The organism is Photorhabdus cinerea (assembly GCF_011189575.1).
Taxonomy (GTDB): Bacteria; Pseudomonadota; Gammaproteobacteria; order Enterobacterales; family Enterobacteriaceae; genus Photorhabdus; species Photorhabdus cinerea.
Genome location: NZ_PUJW01000001.1, coordinates 147,324 through 168,343, shown reverse-complemented (window position 1 = coordinate 168,343; position 21,020 = coordinate 147,324). Strand labels below are relative to the sequence as shown.

Here is a 21,020-nt window from a genome sequence, read left to right as displayed (position 1 = left end):
ATCAAATAACGGAAAAATCATGGAAAACACAGTTTATCAGATGAATGAAGGCACTCTGGCTATCCCCGGCAACTGGCGGGATGAATCTATGCATGTCTTTGTGCTACCGGACGACAGCGGCATTAATCTGGTGGTCAGCCGCACACCGGTCCCGACCGGCATGGATAACGACGCTTACTATGAACAGACCCTGGAACAGTTCCGCACCCACCTGCCCGGTTACCAAGAGCACCAGCGCAGCGAAATCCCCCTAAGCCAGCAATCGGCCCGCCGTCTGGATTACCAGTGGAAAAGCCCGGAAGGCGACATGTACCAGACCGTGGTACTGCAAATCCGGGGCACACAGCTGCTGACCTTCAACCTGACCTCTCCTGCGCCTTTTGAAGCCGGTCAGCGAGATGCCTTGCTGGCCATTATCAACAGTTTTCAGGCAGCCTGACCCGGCAGGAGGCACAACATGTCACTTGGTGATGAAATTGTCACCCGGATTGCCCGGGTCGGTGCCCGACACGCTGCACCCGTTTCCCCTCCTCGGGGGACGCCTGGCCCGGCAGCCGCCCGTGAGGGCGACCCGATTAAACATGCCAGTTTCCTCGGCGCGCTGGCCGGTGCCATTACTGGCGCCCTGATTAGTGCTGCGGTCTTCGCCGTAGCCGCTGCGGTGGTAGTTGGCACCGGCGGTTTAGCCACCGTTGCGGTGATTGCACTGGGCACTGCCGGCACACTGGCTCTGGGGAAGGTTATCAGTGCCGCCAGTTCCGCGGTCACCCGCATGGTGGACAGTATTGGCCCGCCCGACGGCAAAATAATCAGCGGCTCGCCGGATGTGTCTGTCGAAGGCAAACCGGCAGCCAGAGCCACCGCCGATACTGCCGCCTGTACGAAACACCCCGCTCCGCCCCTGATTGCCCAGGGCAGTGAAACGGTGTTCATCAACGGCTACCCGGCTGCCCGGGTGGATGACAAACTGGTCTGCGGCTCCACCATCAAATCCGGTGCCAAAACCGTGTTTATCGGCTCCGGTCAGGGCACCTGTCTGGACATTGAGGAAGAGTTCTCCGCCTGGGAGCGGGCCATTCTGATAGCCGTGGAATTTCTGGCACCACCGTCCCGGGGCGCCATTAAGGGCCTCGGTAAACTGTTCACTAAAGCCGGTCGTCAGACGGTGCTGAACGGGGCAAAGGCCGGGGCCCGGCATGCCGGAAAAATCGTGTCGATGGGCACGATTTCCTGTGCCAAAACCGCCTTTAAAGAAACGCAGGGCGCGAAACGTTACTGGGAAGCAACTAAAAAATTCTTCACCGGCGACCCGATTGATGTCACCACCGGCCAGCTGTTTGACCAGCGTACCGATATCGCGCTCGGCCAGACCCTGCCGCTGGTGTTTTTACGCAGCTGGGTCCCCGGGGAACAGGGCTTACTGGGGCCGGGCTGGACTGACAGCTTTTCCGAATGCGTCCGGGTCACCGGCGACCGGGTAGAAATCAGCACCACCGAAGGGGCCTCACTCTATTTTGCCTTACCTGCCACCTGTACCCACAGTATCAACCCCGACCACCCCGATTTTACCCTGAGCCGGGGCCAGTCGGGGTATATCCTCCGCCACCGCGATTCCCCGGTGCAAAAATATTTTGCCCTGCCTGCACCGGCTTCCGACGACGACACCCAGAGCTGGCTGCTGACTGAACACCGGGACGTGTATGATAACCGGCTGCGTTTTGTCTATAACAACCGCTATCAGCTGACAGAAGTCATCCACAGTGACGGACCGGTGCTGACGCTGCGTTACAACCTGAGCGGACAGCTGACGGAGATTCTCCGCACCGATGAAGGGTTGCAGGAAGTGATGGCCCGGTATCACTACCATGATAATGGCCGGCTGGCGGAAGCAGACAGCACCCAGCAATTCCACCTGTACTATGCATACAACGCGCAGGGCCTGATAAGCCGCTGGTCTGACGGCGACCAGACCTGGGTGGATTACCGCTACGATGAACAGGGGCGCTGTACTGACAGTGCAGGGTCCGGCGGCTTCTATCCGGTCCACCTGGACTATGCCCCCGGCCTCACCCGTTCTGCCACACCACAGGGGCATACCACGACCTGGCATTACAATGACCAGCTTCAGGTCACTGAAGTTCACACGCCGGGCGGCGGTATCACCCGCTATGACTACGATAACCGGGGCAATCTGATACAACAGACGTTGCCGATGGGAGAAACGCTGACCCTGACCTGTCTGGCCGATACCGGCCGGGTGACTTCACTTACTGATGCGACCGGGGCGGTCTGGCAATACAGCTATGATGCGGACACCCTGCAACTGACCGGCATGACCGACCCGCTGCAACGCACCTGGCTGCAACTGTATGATGAGCAGGGACAGCCGAAAGGATTTATTGCCCCGGACGGTCGGAAAACCACCCTGACCCGTAATGCTTTCGGGCTGGTGACGACGGAAGAAGACACCGACGGTAACCGCCGTACTCAGGAATATGATACCCATCAGCGGCTGGTGAGACTGTTTGATGAGGAGAACCGCACTGTCAGCCTCGGCTATGACAGTCAGGACCGGCTGCGCAGCCTGACCGCCGCCGGAGCGCTGTGGCGCTGGCGTTACGACCGGCATCACCGGGTGGCCGCCAGCGACCGGCCCGATAACAATCTGGAGCATTTTCACCATGACCGGCACGGTAACCTGACCCGCTGGACTGATGCTCTCGGAGTAGACTGGCAGGTGGAGTACGGGCCGTTTGACCTGCCGGTCGCGCGTGTTGATGGTGAGGCGCACCGCTGGCAGTACCGCTATGATGCCGACACCCTGCAACTGACCGAAGTGATTAACCCGCAGGGAGAAAGCTACACCTACACCTTCGATGCGGATGGCCGGGTGGTCACTGAGCAGGATTATGCCGGCACCCGCTGGCACTACCGTTATGACCTGTCAGGCAACTGCATTGAGAAACGGGACGGCGAAGAGACGGTTACCCGCTATGACTATGATGCGGCGCACCGGCTGACGGCCCTGCATACCCCGGAAGGCACCACGCATTATCATTACGATATTGTGGGACGGCTGCTGACGGTTGAATCACCGGACAACACGCTGTCTTTTGAATATGATGAACAGGACCGGATAGTCCGGGAAATTCAGCCGCACGGCGAAATTCGGCGCCACTACCCGGATAACCGTACCGTGGAACGACAGCTGCTGACCGGCGAAACCGAACCCGCAGAAGGACCGGCCCGGTTCGCCGGACAGACTCACCCGGAACACTGGCAGAGCCGGATGCAGGTCAACCGGGCCGGGGAACTGACCGGGTTAACGCTGGAGGGGCAGCGGCCTCTGACAGTGGAACGGGATGACGCCGGACGGGAAACCGGCCGTTACACCGACAGCGGTTTCATCCTGCGCCAGCAGTATAACCTGATGGGCCAGTTGACGGCACAACGTGCCGGCTGTAACCCGCATTTTTTCCGGCAGACTGACCTGACGGATATTCCGGAACCCACCTTTGCGGGTCAGGCGCGTCAGTATGAATATGATGCCGCACTGAACCTGACCGCCGCCAGTGATGACGGACAGCAGTTACGCTACCTTCTCAACGGCAACGGCCAGGTAGTATCGGTCGGTGACGGGCGGAATTTACGTGAACACTATCAGTATGATGCAAGCGGTTACCCGTCCCGGCGGTTCGACGGGGTACAGGAGATTATGGGAGAAACGCTGTACCAGGAAGGTCACCGCCTGAACTGGGTTGACTCGCACCGGTTTGTCTACGACCGGGCCGGTCGTATGAAGGAGAAACAGCGTTTAGAAGAAGGTTACCGTCCGGCGCTGACCCGATACCACTGGAACAGCCAGAATCAGCTGACGGGCCTTATCACCCCGGACGGTATCCGGTGGGAATATCGCTATGATGCTTTTGGGCGGCGGACCGAAAAGCGCTGTATCCAGACCGGTAAACTGACCACGTATTTATGGGACGGCGATGTGCCGGCGGAAATCCGCGACTATCAGCACGGCCGGCTGAAAATGATCCGCCATCTGGTGTTTGACGGCTGGGCACTGATGGCCCAGCAGACGCAGGCGTTTACGCTTAATCTGGACAACCGGGTGGAGCTGATGGCCGGGGAGGTGCAGACCCAGTATGCGGTCAGCGCCCCGACCGGCGAGCCGCTGGCGCTGTTCGACCCGGCAGGCAAACGGGTGTGGCGGCGGCCGAAGCAGTCGCTATACGGCCTGCGGCTGACAGGACCCGGCGAGAATCCGCCACTGGACCCGGGCCTCCGATTTGCCGGGCAGATTTTTGATGAGGAAAGTGGTTTATTCTATAATCGGTTCCGCTATTATTTGCCGGAAGGCTGTTGTTACCTGAGTGCCGATCCTACGGGCCTCTGGGGTGGTGAGAATACCTATCGCTATGTGCATAATCCCACGAAATTTATTGATCCTCTGGGACTTGCTGGTGAAAATGTATTTATTCACTATACAAATAAAGCTGGTTTCGACGGCATTATGAAGAGCGGTGTTCTTAATCCAAACGTCAGCGGAAAGGTTTATATAACAGATATATTAATGTCGCCAAAAGATGTAGTGAGAGATTTATTGATAAACAACCCTAAATATACAGGTCGGGGTGACTATGCAATTATCTTTAAAATAGATCCGGGTGAGCGTGGTAATATTCGTTTTTCTACTGACTTGGAATATATTCATGAAGGAAAGTTGAAATTAAAGAACATTCTATATTCAGGTAAGAATCCATATGACATGCTAGAACATCTTGATTATGAAGCAAGGCATAAACTTACTAATGAGCAAGTTAGAATTAAAAAATGTGGGAGAAAATAATGATGTGCGAATCTATTCAATTAGCAAGGGAAGAGGTGAATGCAATAATCAAGCTGATCCTTTATATAAAGTTTGAATGTGAAGATCCTGGAACACTGATATATTCAAGTAGTCCTTTGATAAATTCAGCCTTAGAGAAAATACTGAATATGTATGGTCATAAGGATGTTTGGGATAAAGTTTTTGAAGAACTTCCTGAAATAAATAGAAACTTTATAAAAAAAATAATCGAACATTCAGAGAAGCAGGAAAACAATTATCTTTCCGAGGAAATTAAGCAGCAAATCTTATCAAATCATGCGTATCCATATAAGTGGTAGTTAATAATTAACAAGGCCGGAAAGATCCCCGTGATCTTTCGGCTTTGTTATTTTTATGCTTAAAATAAATATTTTTCAGGGTTGGTCTTATATATTAAATATATAATTTAAAATCACAAAAATATAAAATAAATAAGAAGATAAACAAAGGAATAATACAGAAAAATATAAGATTCATGGAAAATATATATATAGGCTATATTTTAGCTATTTTATTCTGTTTTTTCTCTGAAACAGCAAAAAGCCGGAATCACTTCCGGCTGACTTCTTTCTTACCGTGGTGAATACCCGTGATATGCCAGTGCCGACTGGAGCCGCCCTATCGCGGCCTTGATAACCCAGGCTTCTGTGTCATCAACCGCACAGGCACGTATCTCCGCCCAATTCAGCCGCTTCACCAGTTGGGCTAAGGCCAGCGCTTCAATGTGGGTTAACTGAATGTCCTGCAAATGTTCAATCGCTATCGTCATCTCATGCTCTCCCCTTAACCCACAAAACCGGTTATCAGCGCCCGCATCTGCTGCTTAATCTCCCGCAGTTGGGCCTGTTGCCGCTGGTACTGCTGATGCTGTTGTTGCGTGGCTTCACTGTCAGGAATGAGCACCAGACAACCGTCCATAATTTTAACCGTGAGTGTACAGCCTTTATCAAAGCCGGCAGCCTTAAGCCATTGGCCTTTCAGGTGGATTGCGGGCGGGGCACTGGCCTTGTCATTTTGCGGCACGTATCCCACGGTGTAATAACGTTCTGTTTTCACGGCTTTATTTACCGCGCGGTTTTGCTTAGAATGCGCCTTAGCCATCATTCAACTCCTGTTTAGTTGCTTGTGGTGAGCGACTGTGACAGGGGGCAACCTGTCTCAGTCGCGCTATCTCTCTTTACTCTCTGTTATGACCAATTACCGTATCCAGCATCTCCGAAACAAACTTCTGTCTGGCTTTCGGCAACTGACTGATTATCTCAATCTGTTGTTCCAGCCGGGAACTGGGACCCCGTTTACTATTACGCCTGATCAAGGGCAATCCAAGCAACTCATCCAACGATAAATTCAATATCTGCGCCAATAATGGCAGAAGAGCCGCTGACACCTTTAGTCGCCCGCCTTCATAATGCGCCATTGTCTGCTGAGCAATCCCCAACTGTTCCGCCAGTTGTTGCTGAGTGAGTTGTTGCTCTTTGCGTGCCAGCGCAATCCGTGTGCCCAGCTCTTTAAAGAATGTCTCATCCTTCGTCTTCATGGCCTGTATCTGCCTGTGAGTTAACCGTGCCATGAGGATACTCCCTGTTTTTAATCTTGCAGTTGACAATACTCTATTTTAGAGTACTCTGCAACAGAGTTATTTTTACTCTTTTCATCTTGACAGGTTTTTTTGGAGGAACAGCGAATGGCACGGATACCCGAAGCAGAATTGCAGCACCTGAAAACGGCCGTCTCCTTAGTCGCCGTGGCAGAACAACAGGGACGCAAGCTGATTAAACGCGGCAAAGATTACGTGCTGCTGTGCCCGTTCCATCAGGAAAAAACCCCGTCAATGGTCCTCAGCCCGGAAAAGAACCTCTATCACTGTTTTGGCTGCAACACCGGCGGTTCGGTGCTGGACTGGGTAATGAAAACCGAGCGCCTGAGCCTGCGGCGGGCGGCAGAACACCTGCGCGGGATACTGGGGGATACCCCCTCTGTGGCGCCGCTGGTGCAACCGGATGAACCGGCCATGCTGGCCGAGGACGAAGCCGGACGGCAGGCGCTGCTCAGCCGGGTGGTGGAGTTTTACCATCATACGCTGCTGAACGCCCCCGAAGCCGTGGCCTATCTGGAAAAACGCCGGTTACATCATCCCGAATTAGTCGCCGGTTTTAAGCCCGGCTTTGCCAACCGGACTCTGGCTTACCGGCTGCCGGAGAAACAACTGAAAGCCGGCGCCGCTATCCGGGCCCGGTTGCAAGCGGTGGGTCTGATGCGGGAGTCCGGTCATGAACACTTTAGCGGCTCGCTCGTGGTGCCGGTACTCGACAGCCACGGGCAGGTACAGGAAATCTACGGCCGGAAAATCACCCAGCGCCTGCGGGCGGGCACCCCAAAACATCTCTACCTGCCCGGCGAGCACCGCGGCGTGTGGAATGAAGCCGCCATGATAGCGTCCAAATCGCTTATCCTGTGTGAATCGTTAATCGATGCCATGTCGTTCTGGGTGGCGGGATACCGTAATGTGACCGCCGCTTACGGCGTCAATGGTTTTACCCCCGACCACTGGCAGGCACTGCAACGGCATCAGGTCCGGCAGGTGCTGATTGCCTTCGATAATGACCACGCCGGCAATGAGGCAGCGGTGAAACTGGCCGCAGAACTGACTGCCGCCGGCATTACCGTGTTCCGCGTAGTGTTCCCCGAGGGCATGGATGCCAACGGCTATCTGTGTCAGGTCGCCGAGCCCGAACCGGCCTTCGGGTTATTGCTGGATGGCGCGGTGCCGATGTATGAACCGGTGCAGGAAACCGATACCGAAGCACCGGCAGCGCCGCCGTCACCGGCAACGGAACCGCCTGTTACTTTAGCCGCTGAGCGGGCGACAAGACCGCTGTCTTTGCCCGGGGTGGTGTGGGAGACAGGGCCAAACGGCGAAATTATCATCTCACTGGGCCCGCTGCGCTGGTGTGTTCGCGGGCTGGCTCAGGTCAGAGCCGGGGCGGCAGTCATGAAAATCAATGCGCAGGTGATTGATACCGACAGCGGCGTGATGTTCGCCGACAGCGTGGACATGATGAACGCCCGCAGCCGGGGCGGGTATGCGCGGCTGGCCGCCACCGAACTGGGGCTGGCCGAAGGTGACCTGCGCCGGGCACTGGGACAAGTGTTGCTGGTACTGGAACAGTGTCAACAGGCCGGTGTCGGTGAGCAGACAGCCACTCAATCTCAACCTGAACTCAGTGAAGCCCAACGGGCAGCGGCGCTGGCGCTGCTGCAAGACCCGCAACTGAGTGAGCGCATCACCGCTGATTTAGCCGCCTGTGGCGTGGTGGGGGAAAGCACTAACCTGCTGGCCGGTTACTTAGCCGCCGTCAGTCGCAAGCTGGACCGTCCGCTGGCCGTGCTGATACAAAGCAGTAGCGCAGCCGGGAAAAGTTCACTGATGGATGCCGTCCTCAATCTGATACCGGAAGAGGAACGGCTGCAATACAGCGCCATGACCGGCCAGAGTCTGTTCTATCTGGGGGAAACCAATCTCCAGCATAAGATACTGGCGATAGCCGAAGAAGAAGGGGTACGGCAGGCCGCCTATGCGCTTAAGCTGTTGCAAAGTGATGGCGAACTGACCATTGCCAGCACCGGTAAAGATGACGCCAGCGGGAATCTGGTCACCAAACAGTACACGGTGAAAGGACCGGTGATGCTGATGCTCACCACCACGGCGATAGATGTCGATGAAGAGCTGTTAAACCGCTGTCTGGTGCTGACGGTAAACGAATCGCGGGAACAGACCGAAGCTATCCACGCCTTGCAGCGCCATAAGCAAACCCTCGAAGGTTTACTGGCGGAAAATGAGAAGACCTATATCACCGAACTGCATCAAAACGCCCAGCGGCTGTTGCGCCCGCTGAATGTGGTTAATCCTTATGCCTCACAGCTCACCTTCATGAGCGATAAAACCCGCACCCGCCGCGACCACATGAAATATCTCACGCTGATACAAAGTATCGCCCTGCTGCATCAGCACCAGCGCGCGGTGAAGACCGCGGAACACCGGGGCAAACGGCTTGAATATATCGAAGTCGCCAAAGAAGATATCCGCCTGGCGAACCGGCTGGCCCATGAGATATTAGGCCGCACACTGGATGAGATGCCGCCCCAGACCCGGAAACTGTTGCTGCTGATACAGCAAATGGTGAAAGAGAGCATGGCAGAGCAACAATGCCCGGTGAACACTATCCGCTTTACCCGCCGCGATATCCGCCATTACACCCGGTGGAGCGATAACCAGTTAAAAGTCCATTGCCAGCGACTGGCCGACATGGAATACCTGTTAGTCCACGGCGGCAGTCGCGGCCACCTGTTGCAATATGAACTACTGTGGAACGGTGACAGCGCAGAAGAACCCCACCTGTGCGGCCTGATTGACCTGACAGAGCCGGAAGAACCCTGAGTATGACTTACGCAAGTTGGACTGAACGAATCGCAAGTTGCCCCCAAGTTGGAGTCAAGTTGGACCCAAGTTGGGGTCCGGAAAACGGGTTTCAGGCCGCAGCAATACAGGGCTGAGCGGCTCGCAAGTTGGGGAAGGCTGAAAAGCCCTGTTCCGGCAGGCAATAAAGAAAAACCGCATCGTATCGTAGTCAATGATTACCCCATAACAACAATCCATGTACCTTACAGGAAACCCCGTCATGACTCAGACCATCGTCGCTACACGCCCCGCGCATCTCACCACATTACGCCAGCAGCTTGAAGCCTATCTGGATTGCCTGACCGCCAGACACTACAGCGTCTGGACGCTGACCGGCTATCAGGAACGGTTGCTGCCGTTCGTTAACTGGTGTGAAGCCCGGGGGGTCATGTCCGCCCCGCAAGTCAGCCCGCCGTTACTGGAAAGTTATCAGTCCTGGCTGAGAGCCTATCGTAAAGCCGATGGCAACCCGCTGGCCGTGAGCACACAGTCAAAACGGCTGAGTGACCTCCGGGTCTGGTTCCGCTGGCTGCGACAACGCCAGTACATCCTGTACAACCCGGCTGAGGAACTGGTGCTGCCCCGAAGAGACAAACGCCTGCCCGCTCAGGTGCTGAGCGAGGACGAAACGCAGACGGTATTACAGGCCATTGATATCAACAGGCCGACCGGCTTAAGAAACCGGGCCATCCTTGAAGTGCTGTGGAGCAGTGGTATCCGGCGGATGGAACTGTCCAATCTGCGGTTAAGCGATATCGACTTCGGGCGCGGCGTACTGCTGGTGAGACAGGGCAAAGGCCGTAAAGACCGGGTAGTGCCCATCGGGGAACAGGCCCTGCACTGGTTACAACGCTACCTTGACCGCGTGCGGCCCCGGCTGGCCCACCGCCATGACAGCGGCCACCTGTTTATCACCCTTAATGGCCGGCAGATGTCACGCGACAGACTCACCCATCTAACGGGGGCCAGTATTCGCCAAAAAGCGCAACTGGAGAAAGCCGGGGCCTGTCATCTGTTTCGGCACTCAATGGCCACCCAGATGCTGGACAACGGGGCCGATACCCGGCACATCCAGGCGATACTGGGGCATACGAGTCTGGAAACCACCCAAATCTATACGCGGGTGGCCATCGGTCACTTAAAGAAAGTGCATGAGCAGACCCACCCGGCAGAACGGCAGTCAAAGCAGGCAACGCCAGACGATAAGCAGGCGGAGAGTGACAAGCCGGACAGCGCGAAACCGGACTGAAACCTCAGCGCCGCCGGACAGTCCGAAGGTTAGCCGGTTCCCTGTGAGCGTGTGGGGTGCAGTGAAAGGCAGACTGCGCGCCTCCCTGCGCACAGACTGCCTGCCCACCTGCTGAGTGCCGGCGGTAAATGGTGGCCGCCCGGCACGCAACATCCGCGTTCTCTGCAACTCCCGTTGCCGGTCAGCCCCCAATGAACATAATGTGGCATTAAGCGCAATGGGCCTGAACGGCCCACCTCGCATAACAAACATTATGTCGGCGCCGCCCACCCAAGGGCGCTGCGCGGTCACCTCAACAACAGTGAGCGGCTGGCCGCCGGGTTGAGCTTCTCAGAGCAGTGTGGCGCACCGGGTTCGCCCGCTGCTGTCAGCCGCGGCGCCAAAACCCACCACCGCAGTCGCCGCCGTCCGTGGCGGCTCCGGGGCGAAAATCTGCCTTAAACCGTTGTCAGTCAGTCCGTCAAGGTCAACGGCCACAGACCGGTAAGCCAGTCGGCCTGCGGCCTCCGCTGTTAATTCCCCCCGCCCCAACCCTGCTGTACTGGCTGCGCGCGGCTCGCACTGCGCGGCGCTTCGTTGCTCGTCCCCGTGCTCGCCATCTCCGCCCCATGCAGCCCCCAGGGGCTTCCCTGCAGAACAGCGTCACCTGCGGGCCTCGCCGCCCCGGGTTCCCGATAAAACCCGGTTCTGGCAGGAAAAACGGGCCGAAACCCGGCACTGACGTTGGAGAAAAAAATACGCTAACATCGACAAAGTGCCCGTCGGGGCGAGTTGGAATACACTTTAACAAAGCGGGAAAAAGCAGCAGAAAAAAAGCTGTTAAATCAGGGGGAAAAGTCCGCCCGTCAGTATGATGATGCCGGGATACGCCAGACTTATGGGACGGCGATGTGCCGGCGGAAATCCGCGACTATCAGCACGGCCGGCTGAAAATGATCCGCCATCTGGTGTTTGACGGCTGGGCACTGATGGCCCAGCAGACGCAGGCGTTTACGCTTAATCTGGACAACCGGGTGGAGCTGATGGCCGGGGAGGTGCAGACCCAGTATGCGGTCAGCGCCCCGACCGGCGAGCCGCTGGCGCTGTTCGACCCGGCAGGCAAACGGGTGTGGCGGCGGCCGAAGCAGTCGCTATACGGCCTGCGGCTGACAGGACCCGGCGAGAATCCGCCACTGGACCCGGGCCTCCGATTTGCCGGGCAGATTTTTGATGAGGAAAGTGGTTTATTCTATAATCGGTTCCGCTATTATTTGCCGGAAGGCTGTTGTTACCTGAGTGCCGATCCTACGGGCCTCTGGGGTGGTGAGAATACCTATCGCTATGTGCATAATCCCACGAAATTTATTGATCCTCTGGGACTTGCTGGTGAAAATGTATTTATTCACTATACAAATAAAGCTGGTTTCGACGGCATTATGAAGAGCGGTGTTCTTAATCCAAACGTCAGCGGAAAGGTTTATATAACAGATATATTAATGTCGCCAAAAGATGTAGTGAGAGATTTATTGATAAACAACCCTAAATATACAGGTCGGGGTGACTATGCAATTATCTTCAAAATAGATCCGGGTGGGCGTGGTAATACTCGTTTTTCTACTGACTTGGAATATATTCATGAAGGAACGTTGAAACTAAAGAACATTCTATATTCAGGTAAGAATCCATATGACATGCTAGAACATCTTGATTATGAAGCAAGGCATAAACTTACTAATGAGCAAGTTAGAATTAAAAAATGTGGGAGAAAATAATGATGTGCGAATCTATTCAATTAGCAAGGGAAGAGGTGAATGCAATAATCAAGCTGATCCTTTATATAAAGTTTGAATGTGAAGATCCTGGAACACTGATATATTCAAGTAGTCCTTTGATAAATTCAGCCTTAGAGAAAATACTGAATATGTATGGTCATAAGGATGTTTGGGATAAAGTTTTTGAAGAACTTCCTGAAATAAATAGAAACTTTATAAAAAAAATAATCGAACATTCAGAGAAGCAGGAAAACAATTATCTTTCCGAGGAAATTAAGCAGCAAATCTTATCAAATCATGCGTATCCATATAAGTGGTAGTTAATAATTAACAAGGCCGGAAAGATCCCCGTGATCTTTCGGCTTTGTTATTTTTATGCTTAAAATAAATATTTTTCAGGGTTGGTCTTATATATTAAATATATAATTTAAAATCACAAAAATATAAAATAAATAAGAAGATAAACAAAGGAATAATACAGAAAAATATAAGATTCATGGAAAATATATATATAGGCTATATTTTAGCTATTTTATTCTGTTTTTTCTCTGAAACAGCAAAAAGCCGGAATCACTTCCGGCTGACTTCTTTCTTACCGTGGTGAATACCCGTGATATGCCAGTGCCGACTGGAGCCGCCCTATCGCGGCCTTGATAACCCAGGCTTCTGTGTCATCAACCGCACAGGCACGTATCTCCGCCCAATTCAGCCGCTTCACCAGTTGGGCTAAGGCCAGCGCTTCAATGTGGGTTAACTGAATGTCCTGCAAATGTTCAATCGCTATCGTCATCTCATGCTCTCCCCTTAACCCACAAAACCGGTTATCAGCGCCCGCATCTGCTGCTTAATCTCCCGCAGTTGGGCCTGTTGCCGCTGGTACTGCTGATGCTGTTGTTGCGTGGCTTCACTGTCAGGAATGAGCACCAGACAACCGTCCATAATTTTAACCGTGAGTGTACAGCCTTTATCAAAGCCGGCAGCCTTAAGCCATTGGCCTTTCAGGTGGATTGCGGGCGGGGCACTGGCCTTGTCATTTTGCGGCACGTATCCCACGGTGTAATAACGTTCTGTTTTCACGGCTTTATTTACCGCGCGGTTTTGCTTAGAATGCGCCTTAGCCATCATTCAACTCCTGTTTAGTTGCTTGTGGTGAGCGACTGTGACAGGGGGCAACCTGTCTCAGTCGCGCTATCTCTCTTTACTCTCTGTTATGACCAATTACCGTATCCAGCATCTCCGAAACAAACTTCTGTCTGGCTTTCGGCAACTGACTGATTATCTCAATCTGTTGTTCCAGCCGGGAACTGGGACCCCGTTTACTATTACGCCTGATCAAGGGCAATCCAAGCAACTCATCCAACGATAAATTCAATATCTGCGCCAATAATGGCAGAAGAGCCGCTGACACCTTTAGTCGCCCGCCTTCATAATGCGCCATTGTCTGCTGAGCAATCCCCAACTGTTCCGCCAGTTGTTGCTGAGTGAGTTGTTGCTCTTTGCGTGCCAGCGCAATCCGTGTGCCCAGCTCTTTAAAGAATGTCTCATCCTTCGTCTTCATGGCCTGTATCTGCCTGTGAGTTAACCGTGCCATGAGGATACTCCCTGTTTTTAATCTTGCAGTTGACAATACTCTATTTTAGAGTACTCTGCAACAGAGTTATTTTTACTCTTTTCATCTTGACAGGTTTTTTTGGAGGAACAGCGAATGGCACGGATACCCGAAGCAGAATTGCAGCACCTGAAAACGGCCGTCTCCTTAGTCGCCGTGGCAGAACAACAGGGACGCAAGCTGATTAAACGCGGCAAAGATTACGTGCTGCTGTGCCCGTTCCATCAGGAAAAAACCCCGTCAATGGTCCTCAGCCCGGAAAAGAACCTCTATCACTGTTTTGGCTGCAACACCGGCGGTTCGGTGCTGGACTGGGTAATGAAAACCGAGCGCCTGAGCCTGCGGCGGGCGGCAGAACACCTGCGCGGGATACTGGGGGATACCCCCTCTGTGGCGCCGCTGGTGCAACCGGATGAACCGGCCATGCTGGCCGAGGACGAAGCCGGACGGCAGGCGCTGCTCAGCCGGGTGGTGGAGTTTTACCATCATACGCTGCTGAACGCCCCCGAAGCCGTGGCCTATCTGGAAAAACGCCGGTTACATCATCCCGAATTAGTCGCCGGTTTTAAGCCCGGCTTTGCCAACCGGACTCTGGCTTACCGGCTGCCGGAGAAACAACTGAAAGCCGGCGCCGCTATCCGGGCCCGGTTGCAAGCGGTGGGTCTGATGCGGGAGTCCGGTCATGAACACTTTAGCGGCTCGCTCGTGGTGCCGGTACTCGACAGCCACGGGCAGGTACAGGAAATCTACGGCCGGAAAATCACCCAGCGCCTGCGGGCGGGCACCCCAAAACATCTCTACCTGCCCGGCGAGCACCGCGGCGTGTGGAATGAAGCCGCCATGATAGCGTCCAAATCGCTTATCCTGTGTGAATCGTTAATCGATGCCATGTCGTTCTGGGTGGCGGGATACCGTAATGTGACCGCCGCTTACGGCGTCAATGGTTTTACCCCCGACCACTGGCAGGCACTGCAACGGCATCAGGTCCGGCAGGTGCTGATTGCCTTCGATAATGACCACGCCGGCAATGAGGCAGCGGTGAAACTGGCCGCAGAACTGACTGCCGCCGGCATTACCGTGTTCCGCGTAGTGTTCCCCGAGGGCATGGATGCCAACGGCTATCTGTGTCAGGTCGCCGAGCCCGAACCGGCCTTCGGGTTATTGCTGGATGGCGCGGTGCCGATGTATGAACCGGTGCAGGAAACCGATACCGAAGCACCGGCAGCGCCGCCGTCACCGGCAACGGAACCGCCTGTTACTTTAGCCGCTGAGCGGGCGACAAGACCGCTGTCTTTGCCCGGGGTGGTGTGGGAGACAGGGCCAAACGGCGAAATTATCATCTCACTGGGCCCGCTGCGCTGGTGTGTTCGCGGGCTGGCTCAGGTCAGAGCCGGGGCGGCAGTCATGAAAATCAATGCGCAGGTGATTGATACCGACAGCGGCGTGATGTTCGCCGACAGCGTGGACATGATGAACGCCCGCAGCCGGGGCGGGTATGCGCGGCTGGCCGCCACCGAACTGGGGCTGGCCGAAGGTGACCTGCGCCGGGCACTGGGACAAGTGTTGCTGGTACTGGAACAGTGTCAACAGGCCGGTGTCGGTGAGCAGACAGCCACTCAATCTCAACCTGAACTCAGTGAAGCCCAACGGGCAGCGGCGCTGGCGCTGCTGCAAGACCCGCAACTGAGTGAGCGCATCACCGCTGATTTAGCCGCCTGTGGCGTGGTGGGGGAAAGCACTAACCTGCTGGCCGGTTACTTAGCCGCCGTCAGTCGCAAGCTGGACCGTCCGCTGGCCGTGCTGATACAAAGCAGTAGCGCAGCCGGGAAAAGTTCACTGATGGATGCCGTCCTCAATCTGATACCGGAAGAGGAACGGCTGCAATACAGCGCCATGACCGGCCAGAGTCTGTTCTATCTGGGGGAAACCAATCTCCAGCATAAGATACTGGCGATAGCCGAAGAAGAAGGGGTACGGCAGGCCGCCTATGCGCTTAAGCTGTTGCAAAGTGATGGCGAACTGACCATTGCCAGCACCGGTAAAGATGACGCCAGCGGGAATCTGGTCACCAAACAGTACACGGTGAAAGGACCGGTGATGCTGATGCTCACCACCACGGCGATAGATGTCGATGAAGAGCTGTTAAACCGCTGTCTGGTGCTGACGGTAAACGAATCGCGGGAACAGACCGAAGCTATCCACGCCTTGCAGCGCCATAAGCAAACCCTCGAAGGTTTACTGGCGGAAAATGAGAAGACCTATATCACCGAACTGCATCAAAACGCCCAGCGGCTGTTGCGCCCGCTGAATGTGGTTAATCCTTATGCCTCACAGCTCACCTTCATGAGCGATAAAACCCGCACCCGCCGCGACCACATGAAATATCTCACGCTGATACAAAGTATCGCCCTGCTGCATCAGCACCAGCGCGCGGTGAAGACCGCGGAACACCGGGGCAAACGGCTTGAATATATCGAAGTCGCCAAAGAAGATATCCGCCTGGCGAACCGGCTGGCCCATGAGATATTAGGCCGCACACTGGATGAGATGCCGCCCCAGACCCGGAAACTGTTGCTGCTGATACAGCAAATGGTGAAAGAGAGCATGGCAGAGCAACAATGCCCGGTGAACACTATCCGCTTTACCCGCCGCGATATCCGCCATTACACCCGGTGGAGCGATAACCAGTTAAAAGTCCATTGCCAGCGACTGGCCGACATGGAATACCTGTTAGTCCACGGCGGCAGTCGCGGCCACCTGTTGCAATATGAACTACTGTGGAACGGTGACAGCGCAGAAGAACCCCACCTGTGCGGCCTGATTGACCTGACAGAGCCGGAAGAACCCTGAGTATGACTTACGCAAGTTGGACTGAACGAATCGCAAGTTGCCCCCAAGTTGGAGTCAAGTTGGACCCAAGTTGGGGTCCGGAAAACGGGTTTCAGGCCGCAGCAATACAGGGCTGAGCGGCTCGCAAGTTGGGGAAGGCTGAAAAGCCCTGTTCCGGCAGGCAATAAAGAAAAACCGCATCGTATCGTAGTCAATGATTACCCCATAACAACAATCCATGTACCTTACAGGAAACCCCGTCATGACTCAGACCATCGTCGCTACACGCCCCGCGCATCTCACCACATTACGCCAGCAGCTTGAAGCCTATCTGGATTGCCTGACCGCCAGACACTACAGCGTCTGGACGCTGACCGGCTATCAGGAACGGTTGCTGCCGTTCGTTAACTGGTGTGAAGCCCGGGGGGTCATGTCCGCCCCGCAAGTCAGCCCGCCGTTACTGGAAAGTTATCAGTCCTGGCTGAGAGCCTATCGTAAAGCCGATGGCAACCCGCTGGCCGTGAGCACACAGTCAAAACGGCTGAGTGACCTCCGGGTCTGGTTCCGCTGGCTGCGACAACGCCAGTACATCCTGTACAACCCGGCTGAGGAACTGGTGCTGCCCCGAAGAGACAAACGCCTGCCCGCTCAGGTGCTGAGCGAGGACGAAACGCAGACGGTATTACAGGCCATTGATATCAACAGGCCGACCGGCTTAAGAAACCGGGCCATCCTTGAAGTGCTGTGGAGCAGTGGTATCCGGCGGATGGAACTGTCCAATCTGCGGTTAAGCGATATCGACTTCGGGCGCGGCGTACTGCTGGTGAGACAGGGCAAAGGCCGTAAAGACCGGGTAGTGCCCATCGGGGAACAGGCCCTGCACTGGTTACAACGCTACCTTGACCGCGTGCGGCCCCGGCTGGCCCACCGCCATGACAGCGGCCACCTGTTTATCACCCTTAATGGCCGGCAGATGTCACGCGACAGACTCACCCATCTAACGGGGGCCAGTATTCGCCAAAAAGCGCAACTGGAGAAAGCCGGGGCCTGTCATCTGTTTCGGCACTCAATGGCCACCCAGATGCTGGACAACGGGGCCGATACCCGGCACATCCAGGCGATACTGGGGCATACGAGTCTGGAAACCACCCAAATCTATACGCGGGTGGCCATCGGTCACTTAAAGAAAGTGCATGAGCAAACGCGGTGGGAAAAAGCAGTGGAGAAAAAGGCGGCTAAATCAGGGGGAAAGCTCCGCTAAACTGTATGATGGCGTCGGGATAGTCCCTAAGATCCAACCGGCCTCTGGGGCGGCGAGAATACCTATGGGTATGTGCATAATCCGACGGGATGGATCGACCCATTGGGGCTAGCGGGGTGTTCGACATTAACGGTTAATAAGCCAAAGATTTTAAGCAACCCTAACTTATCTGATGCAGAACGGAAGTTTCTTGAAAGAGAACTTAGGATAAAACAAAATGCATTAAGCAGAGCGGCTAAACGAGGTGAATTAGTTTGGTCTCCAGGCACACATGATGTAAGGATTTCATCTTTACAAAATTCTTATAGAAAAGCAGTGGCAGAACGCTATGAAAGAATGTTCGATAAGGCTCCAGATCTATCAAAACTTAATGCTGACCATCCAGTAGACCTTATAGTAGGTGGTTCTGCAACACAAAGGCTAAAAATGCTCAATGAGTCCATTAATAAAAGTGTTGGTAGCTCTTTGAAAAATGCTGGCAGGAAAGCAGGGTTAAAAGCTGGCGATAAAATTAGTGAAATAGTATTCATCTGAGGATAATTTCAATGAACGGTTCTTTTTTTTTCACAACAGATACAGCAACTTTAGCTATATTTGACTTACAAGCAATAAAACACAGAATAACAGATACTCCTGATTGGTGGAGTATTCCAGACGATGAATTAAAAGAAGTAAATGAAGGTAATATTGCTTTTTTTGGCTTAGGAGATGATGGTGATTATTCCATTGAAATTACTGATGATATTAAACAACCAGATATTAGCTTGCGCATAAAAGCACCATCGGGACAAATATTTATTGGTGCCGGGGAAGATACCACAGGAGGAGATTTAGAACCTGATGATTCAGAATATATTTCAGGAAAGAAGATATCTTTGGAAAAAGGAAATTATCTGATCTTATTAAAGAAAAATGAAAATAACATACAGATATCATTTATAAAAAGTCAGTATTCTCCAAATAACCTTCAGGAGCCTATTAGGTTAGGTTAATTCAAGTAGGGCAGAAGATCTTATAGATCTTCTGCCCTACTCAGACCGCTGGCAAACCTCGTTGAAAAATAATACTCCTGTCATGAGTGGAATCGAGGGTAGAATAAGAAAAGCCTTAGAACAGGGAGAAGTTGTTGAAATAAGTTCTATTCCTATTTATAAGGGACCATCAAGAATACCAGCAGACATTACAATGAAAGCTGAAGGTTCAGGGGACTTCTTTGAATATATCACCATTCTTAACCCTCCAGGAATATAAATAATGAGTATAGAGAGCTTAAAGAATATATTGCCCTTGCCTGTTCATCCTAATGAAAATGGTGAAGGTGAAACGTGGCCGTTAATAGATGAACAGCATTCTTTTCCTAAGGACTATATTGATTTTATAACCCAATATGGAACAGGTAGGATTGCTGATTTTATCACTATATTTAACCCATTTAGCGAAGATGATGATTTAAATTTTTTTAGGCAGAAAGAATGGATTATTGAAGATTTTCAGTCCCTTGTTGAATCTGATCCAGATTATTATCCGTTTATTCTTTATCCTGATATTAATGGATTGCTTCCTATAGGAGTTACAGATAACGGCGATTATATATTTTGGGTTGCATCGTCAGATAATAGTGACTTATGGAATGTCGCTATTATTGCGGCAAGGGCACTAGAAGTTGAATATAGGCAAGAAAATTTCATTGATTTTTTAGAGGGTGTTTTATCAGGAAACGTCAAATGCATGTCATTCCCTGATGGTTTTCCTTCTAAAAATATAGAATTTAGCAGCATTTAAAAATAAGCCGGAAAGATCCCCCGCGATCTTCCGACATCTAATCGCATACAAGCCAAAGTTGATGCTGCTCTTTTACCTGAATGGAAAAATACTAGGGAATTTGAAGCTCAAATATTAGTTCCTAGAGGAACTACGCTCCATGTAGGTCAAGTTGCACCGCAAACAACAAAATCTGGAGCAGTTCTTAAGGGGGAAGCAACTCAAATTCTCTTGCCTAGAGATTGGAATCAATCTTGGATAAAGAATATAAGATCTATTCCGTCAAAATAGAGATAATCACATGAATAACAAAGAATTAATAAGTTTAGTCAAAAATATAATTTCCGATTTGGAGTCACTAGCGAAACTTAGACAAGAAAACAAATTGGATTCAATTATAACCCTTTATAAAAAACGCTTTTATCTTTAGAATCAGGGGAGCTAAAAGCTAATATTGTGAAGAATATGACCAGAGGATATCTAGAAATCTATAGTGATTACGACAATCCTATACTTGGCCTAATGCATACGTGTGAAAAAGAACTGGATAAACATATAAACTCGTAGCTCATTGTTTAAGTTAAAGATTTGTGATTAAAAAGCCGGAAAGATCCTTCAGGATCTTCCGGTCTTGTTCTGCTTGCTCAACGACAAACGGAACCTGACGTGTAATTTACGGTTCTGTGGGCAGTATGAGGATCAGGATATAGGAATAAGATTCCTCTCTTATTCCTTACCTCTCAATACCTACTTGTGGATTATCACCCACAGCAATCAATTCCTCCAACAAAACTAAAAGCTGAGCTAGCTTCTCCGGTGAAAAGGCTTTTTCAATGGCCTGATATCCCTGTTCCACCTGCTCTTTTGCCTTCTCATAAAGTTTCTGCCCTTCTGGCGTTAAAGAAACATAAAGTTTGCGTTGGTCATTCATCGGCTTAAGGCGAAAGATTAATCCATCACGCTCCAGGCGTGTCAGTATCCCAGTCAAACTTGGACGAAGAATGCAAGTCTGACAAGATAAATCATAAAAATCGATTGACCGGTTATCAGACAGTACGCGAATGATACGCCACTGCTGTTCAGTCAAATTATGACTTTTAAGGATCGGGCGAAAAAACCCCATCGCGGTTTCCCGCGCCTGAAGTAATGCAATTGTCAGAGATTCATGCATGAGTAATGAAGGCTCTTATCTTAGTGTTAATCACTGATTTATTCCCTATCGAGA

General features: G+C 52.5%; 21 protein-coding genes and 1 pseudogene. 14 read left to right on the top strand and 8 right to left on the bottom strand.

Annotation, left to right across the window (positions count from 1 at the left end; translation table 11 throughout):
• The first annotated feature begins 19 nt into the window (after positions 1 to 19).
• The gene (locus C5469_RS00640; RefSeq protein ID WP_166300933.1) at positions 20 to 439 is read left to right on the top strand and encodes a DUF1795 domain-containing protein; all 420 of its coding nucleotides are present in this window, start codon (positions 20 to 22) and stop codon (positions 437 to 439) included.
• Here the strand turns inward: C5469_RS00640 and C5469_RS23400 are convergent.
• Positions 427 to 861: a hypothetical protein gene (locus C5469_RS23400; protein ID WP_242689372.1), complete on the bottom strand. Its 435-nt coding sequence runs from the start codon at positions 859 to 861 to the stop codon at positions 427 to 429. The two genes, C5469_RS00640 and C5469_RS23400, sit on opposite strands and share 13 nt — an antisense overlap.
• Here C5469_RS23400 and C5469_RS00635 point away from each other — a divergent pair.
• Together C5469_RS00635 and C5469_RS00630 are read left to right on the top strand one after the other, a co-directional pair.
• Positions 827 to 4,855: an RHS repeat-associated core domain-containing protein gene (locus C5469_RS00635; protein WP_339413247.1), complete on the top strand. Its 4,029-nt coding sequence runs from the start codon at positions 827 to 829 to the stop codon at positions 4,853 to 4,855. The two genes, C5469_RS23400 and C5469_RS00635, sit on opposite strands and share 35 nt — an antisense overlap.
• Positions 4,855 to 5,175: a hypothetical protein gene (locus C5469_RS00630; RefSeq protein WP_166300921.1), complete on the top strand. Its 321-nt coding sequence runs from the start codon at positions 4,855 to 4,857 to the stop codon at positions 5,173 to 5,175. Before C5469_RS00635 ends, C5469_RS00630 begins: the two co-directional genes overlap by 1 nt.
• Positions 5,176 to 5,447: 272 nt before the next feature.
• On the opposite strand, the gene C5469_RS00625 is transcribed toward C5469_RS00630, so the two are convergent.
• The 3 genes from C5469_RS00625 to C5469_RS00615 form a co-directional block, all read right to left on the bottom strand.
• A complete protein-coding gene (locus C5469_RS00625; protein ID WP_166300918.1) occupies positions 5,448 to 5,645 on the bottom strand; it encodes a DUF7706 family protein in 198 nt (65 codons plus the stop codon).
• Positions 5,646 to 5,659: 14 nt separating this feature from the next.
• The gene (locus C5469_RS00620) at positions 5,660 to 5,977 is read right to left on the bottom strand and encodes a SymE family type I addiction module toxin (protein ID WP_166300915.1); all 318 of its coding nucleotides are present in this window, start codon (positions 5,975 to 5,977) and stop codon (positions 5,660 to 5,662) included.
• A gap of 76 nt (positions 5,978 to 6,053) precedes the next feature.
• A complete protein-coding gene (locus C5469_RS00615) occupies positions 6,054 to 6,446 on the bottom strand; it encodes a helix-turn-helix domain-containing protein (RefSeq protein ID WP_166300912.1) in 393 nt (130 codons plus the stop codon).
• Positions 6,447 to 6,560: 114 nt separating this feature from the next.
• Here C5469_RS00615 and C5469_RS00610 point away from each other — a divergent pair, with 114 nt between their 5' ends.
• The 5 genes from C5469_RS00610 (at position 6,561) to C5469_RS00590 (ending at position 12,655) form a co-directional block, all read left to right on the top strand.
• A complete protein-coding gene (locus tag C5469_RS00610) occupies positions 6,561 to 9,314 on the top strand; it encodes a CHC2 zinc finger domain-containing protein (protein WP_166300909.1) in 2,754 nt (917 codons plus the stop codon).
• A gap of 241 nt (positions 9,315 to 9,555) precedes the next feature.
• Positions 9,556 to 10,584, top strand: a complete 1,029-nt coding sequence (gene xerC, locus C5469_RS00605) for a site-specific tyrosine recombinase XerC (RefSeq protein ID WP_166300927.1) — start codon at positions 9,556 to 9,558, stop codon at positions 10,582 to 10,584.
• 410 nt (positions 10,585 to 10,994) lie between these two features.
• The gene (locus C5469_RS00600) at positions 10,995 to 11,438 is read left to right on the top strand and encodes a hypothetical protein (protein ID WP_166300924.1); all 444 of its coding nucleotides are present in this window, start codon (positions 10,995 to 10,997) and stop codon (positions 11,436 to 11,438) included.
• A 36-nt stretch (positions 11,439 to 11,474) separates the two neighbouring features.
• On the top strand, positions 11,475 to 12,335 hold the full coding sequence (locus tag C5469_RS00595; RefSeq protein WP_339413240.1) for an RHS repeat domain-containing protein: 861 nt from the start codon (positions 11,475 to 11,477) through the stop codon (positions 12,333 to 12,335).
• Complete coding sequence (locus tag C5469_RS00590) at positions 12,335 to 12,655, top strand: hypothetical protein (RefSeq protein ID WP_166300921.1); 321 nt, start codon at positions 12,335 to 12,337, stop codon at positions 12,653 to 12,655. The genes C5469_RS00595 and C5469_RS00590 overlap by 1 nt, the downstream gene beginning before the upstream one ends.
• A gap of 272 nt (positions 12,656 to 12,927) precedes the next feature.
• Here C5469_RS00590 and C5469_RS00585 read toward each other — a convergent pair whose 3' ends face one another.
• The 3 genes from C5469_RS00585 to C5469_RS00575 form a co-directional block, all read right to left on the bottom strand.
• On the bottom strand, positions 12,928 to 13,125 hold the full coding sequence (locus C5469_RS00585; RefSeq protein WP_166300918.1) for a DUF7706 family protein: 198 nt from the start codon (positions 13,123 to 13,125) through the stop codon (positions 12,928 to 12,930).
• A 14-nt stretch (positions 13,126 to 13,139) separates the two neighbouring features.
• Entirely contained in the window at positions 13,140 to 13,457 is a 318-nt protein-coding gene (locus C5469_RS00580) for a SymE family type I addiction module toxin (RefSeq protein ID WP_166300915.1), read from the bottom strand.
• Between the two features lie 76 nt (positions 13,458 to 13,533).
• Positions 13,534 to 13,926 carry a helix-turn-helix domain-containing protein gene (locus tag C5469_RS00575; protein WP_166300912.1) on the bottom strand — a complete coding sequence of 131 codons (393 nt, stop codon included), beginning with the start codon at positions 13,924 to 13,926 and terminating at the stop codon, positions 13,534 to 13,536.
• Positions 13,927 to 14,040: 114 nt separating this feature from the next.
• Between C5469_RS00575 and C5469_RS00570 the strand changes: the two genes are divergently transcribed.
• The 6 genes and pseudogenes from C5469_RS00570 (at position 14,041) to C5469_RS00545 (ending at position 19,816) form a co-directional block, all read left to right on the top strand.
• Positions 14,041 to 16,794, top strand: a complete 2,754-nt coding sequence (locus tag C5469_RS00570; protein ID WP_166300909.1) for a CHC2 zinc finger domain-containing protein — start codon at positions 14,041 to 14,043, stop codon at positions 16,792 to 16,794.
• 241 nt (positions 16,795 to 17,035) lie between these two features.
• Positions 17,036 to 18,034: a site-specific tyrosine recombinase XerC gene (gene xerC / locus C5469_RS00565; protein ID WP_166300907.1), complete on the top strand. Its 999-nt coding sequence runs from the start codon at positions 17,036 to 17,038 to the stop codon at positions 18,032 to 18,034.
• A gap of 30 nt (positions 18,035 to 18,064) precedes the next feature.
• A pseudogene (locus tag C5469_RS00560) lies at positions 18,065 to 18,568 on the top strand (polymorphic toxin type 15 domain-containing protein); the annotation flags it as partial.
• Positions 18,569 to 18,579: 11 nt separating this feature from the next.
• Positions 18,580 to 19,026 carry a DUF6386 family protein gene (locus tag C5469_RS00555; protein WP_166300904.1) on the top strand — a complete coding sequence of 149 codons (447 nt, stop codon included), beginning with the start codon at positions 18,580 to 18,582 and terminating at the stop codon, positions 19,024 to 19,026.
• A 61-nt stretch (positions 19,027 to 19,087) separates the two neighbouring features.
• Positions 19,088 to 19,285: a hypothetical protein gene (locus tag C5469_RS00550; RefSeq protein WP_242689342.1), complete on the top strand. Its 198-nt coding sequence runs from the start codon at positions 19,088 to 19,090 to the stop codon at positions 19,283 to 19,285.
• 3 nt (positions 19,286 to 19,288) lie between these two features.
• On the top strand, positions 19,289 to 19,816 hold the full coding sequence (locus C5469_RS00545; RefSeq protein ID WP_166300901.1) for an SMI1/KNR4 family protein: 528 nt from the start codon (positions 19,289 to 19,291) through the stop codon (positions 19,814 to 19,816).
• Positions 19,817 to 20,528: 712 nt separating this feature from the next.
• Here C5469_RS00545 and hpaR read toward each other — a convergent pair.
• The gene (gene hpaR, locus C5469_RS00540; protein WP_166300898.1) at positions 20,529 to 20,966 is read right to left on the bottom strand and encodes a homoprotocatechuate degradation operon regulator HpaR; all 438 of its coding nucleotides are present in this window, start codon (positions 20,964 to 20,966) and stop codon (positions 20,529 to 20,531) included.
• Between the last annotated feature and the right edge of the window lie 54 nt (positions 20,967 to 21,020).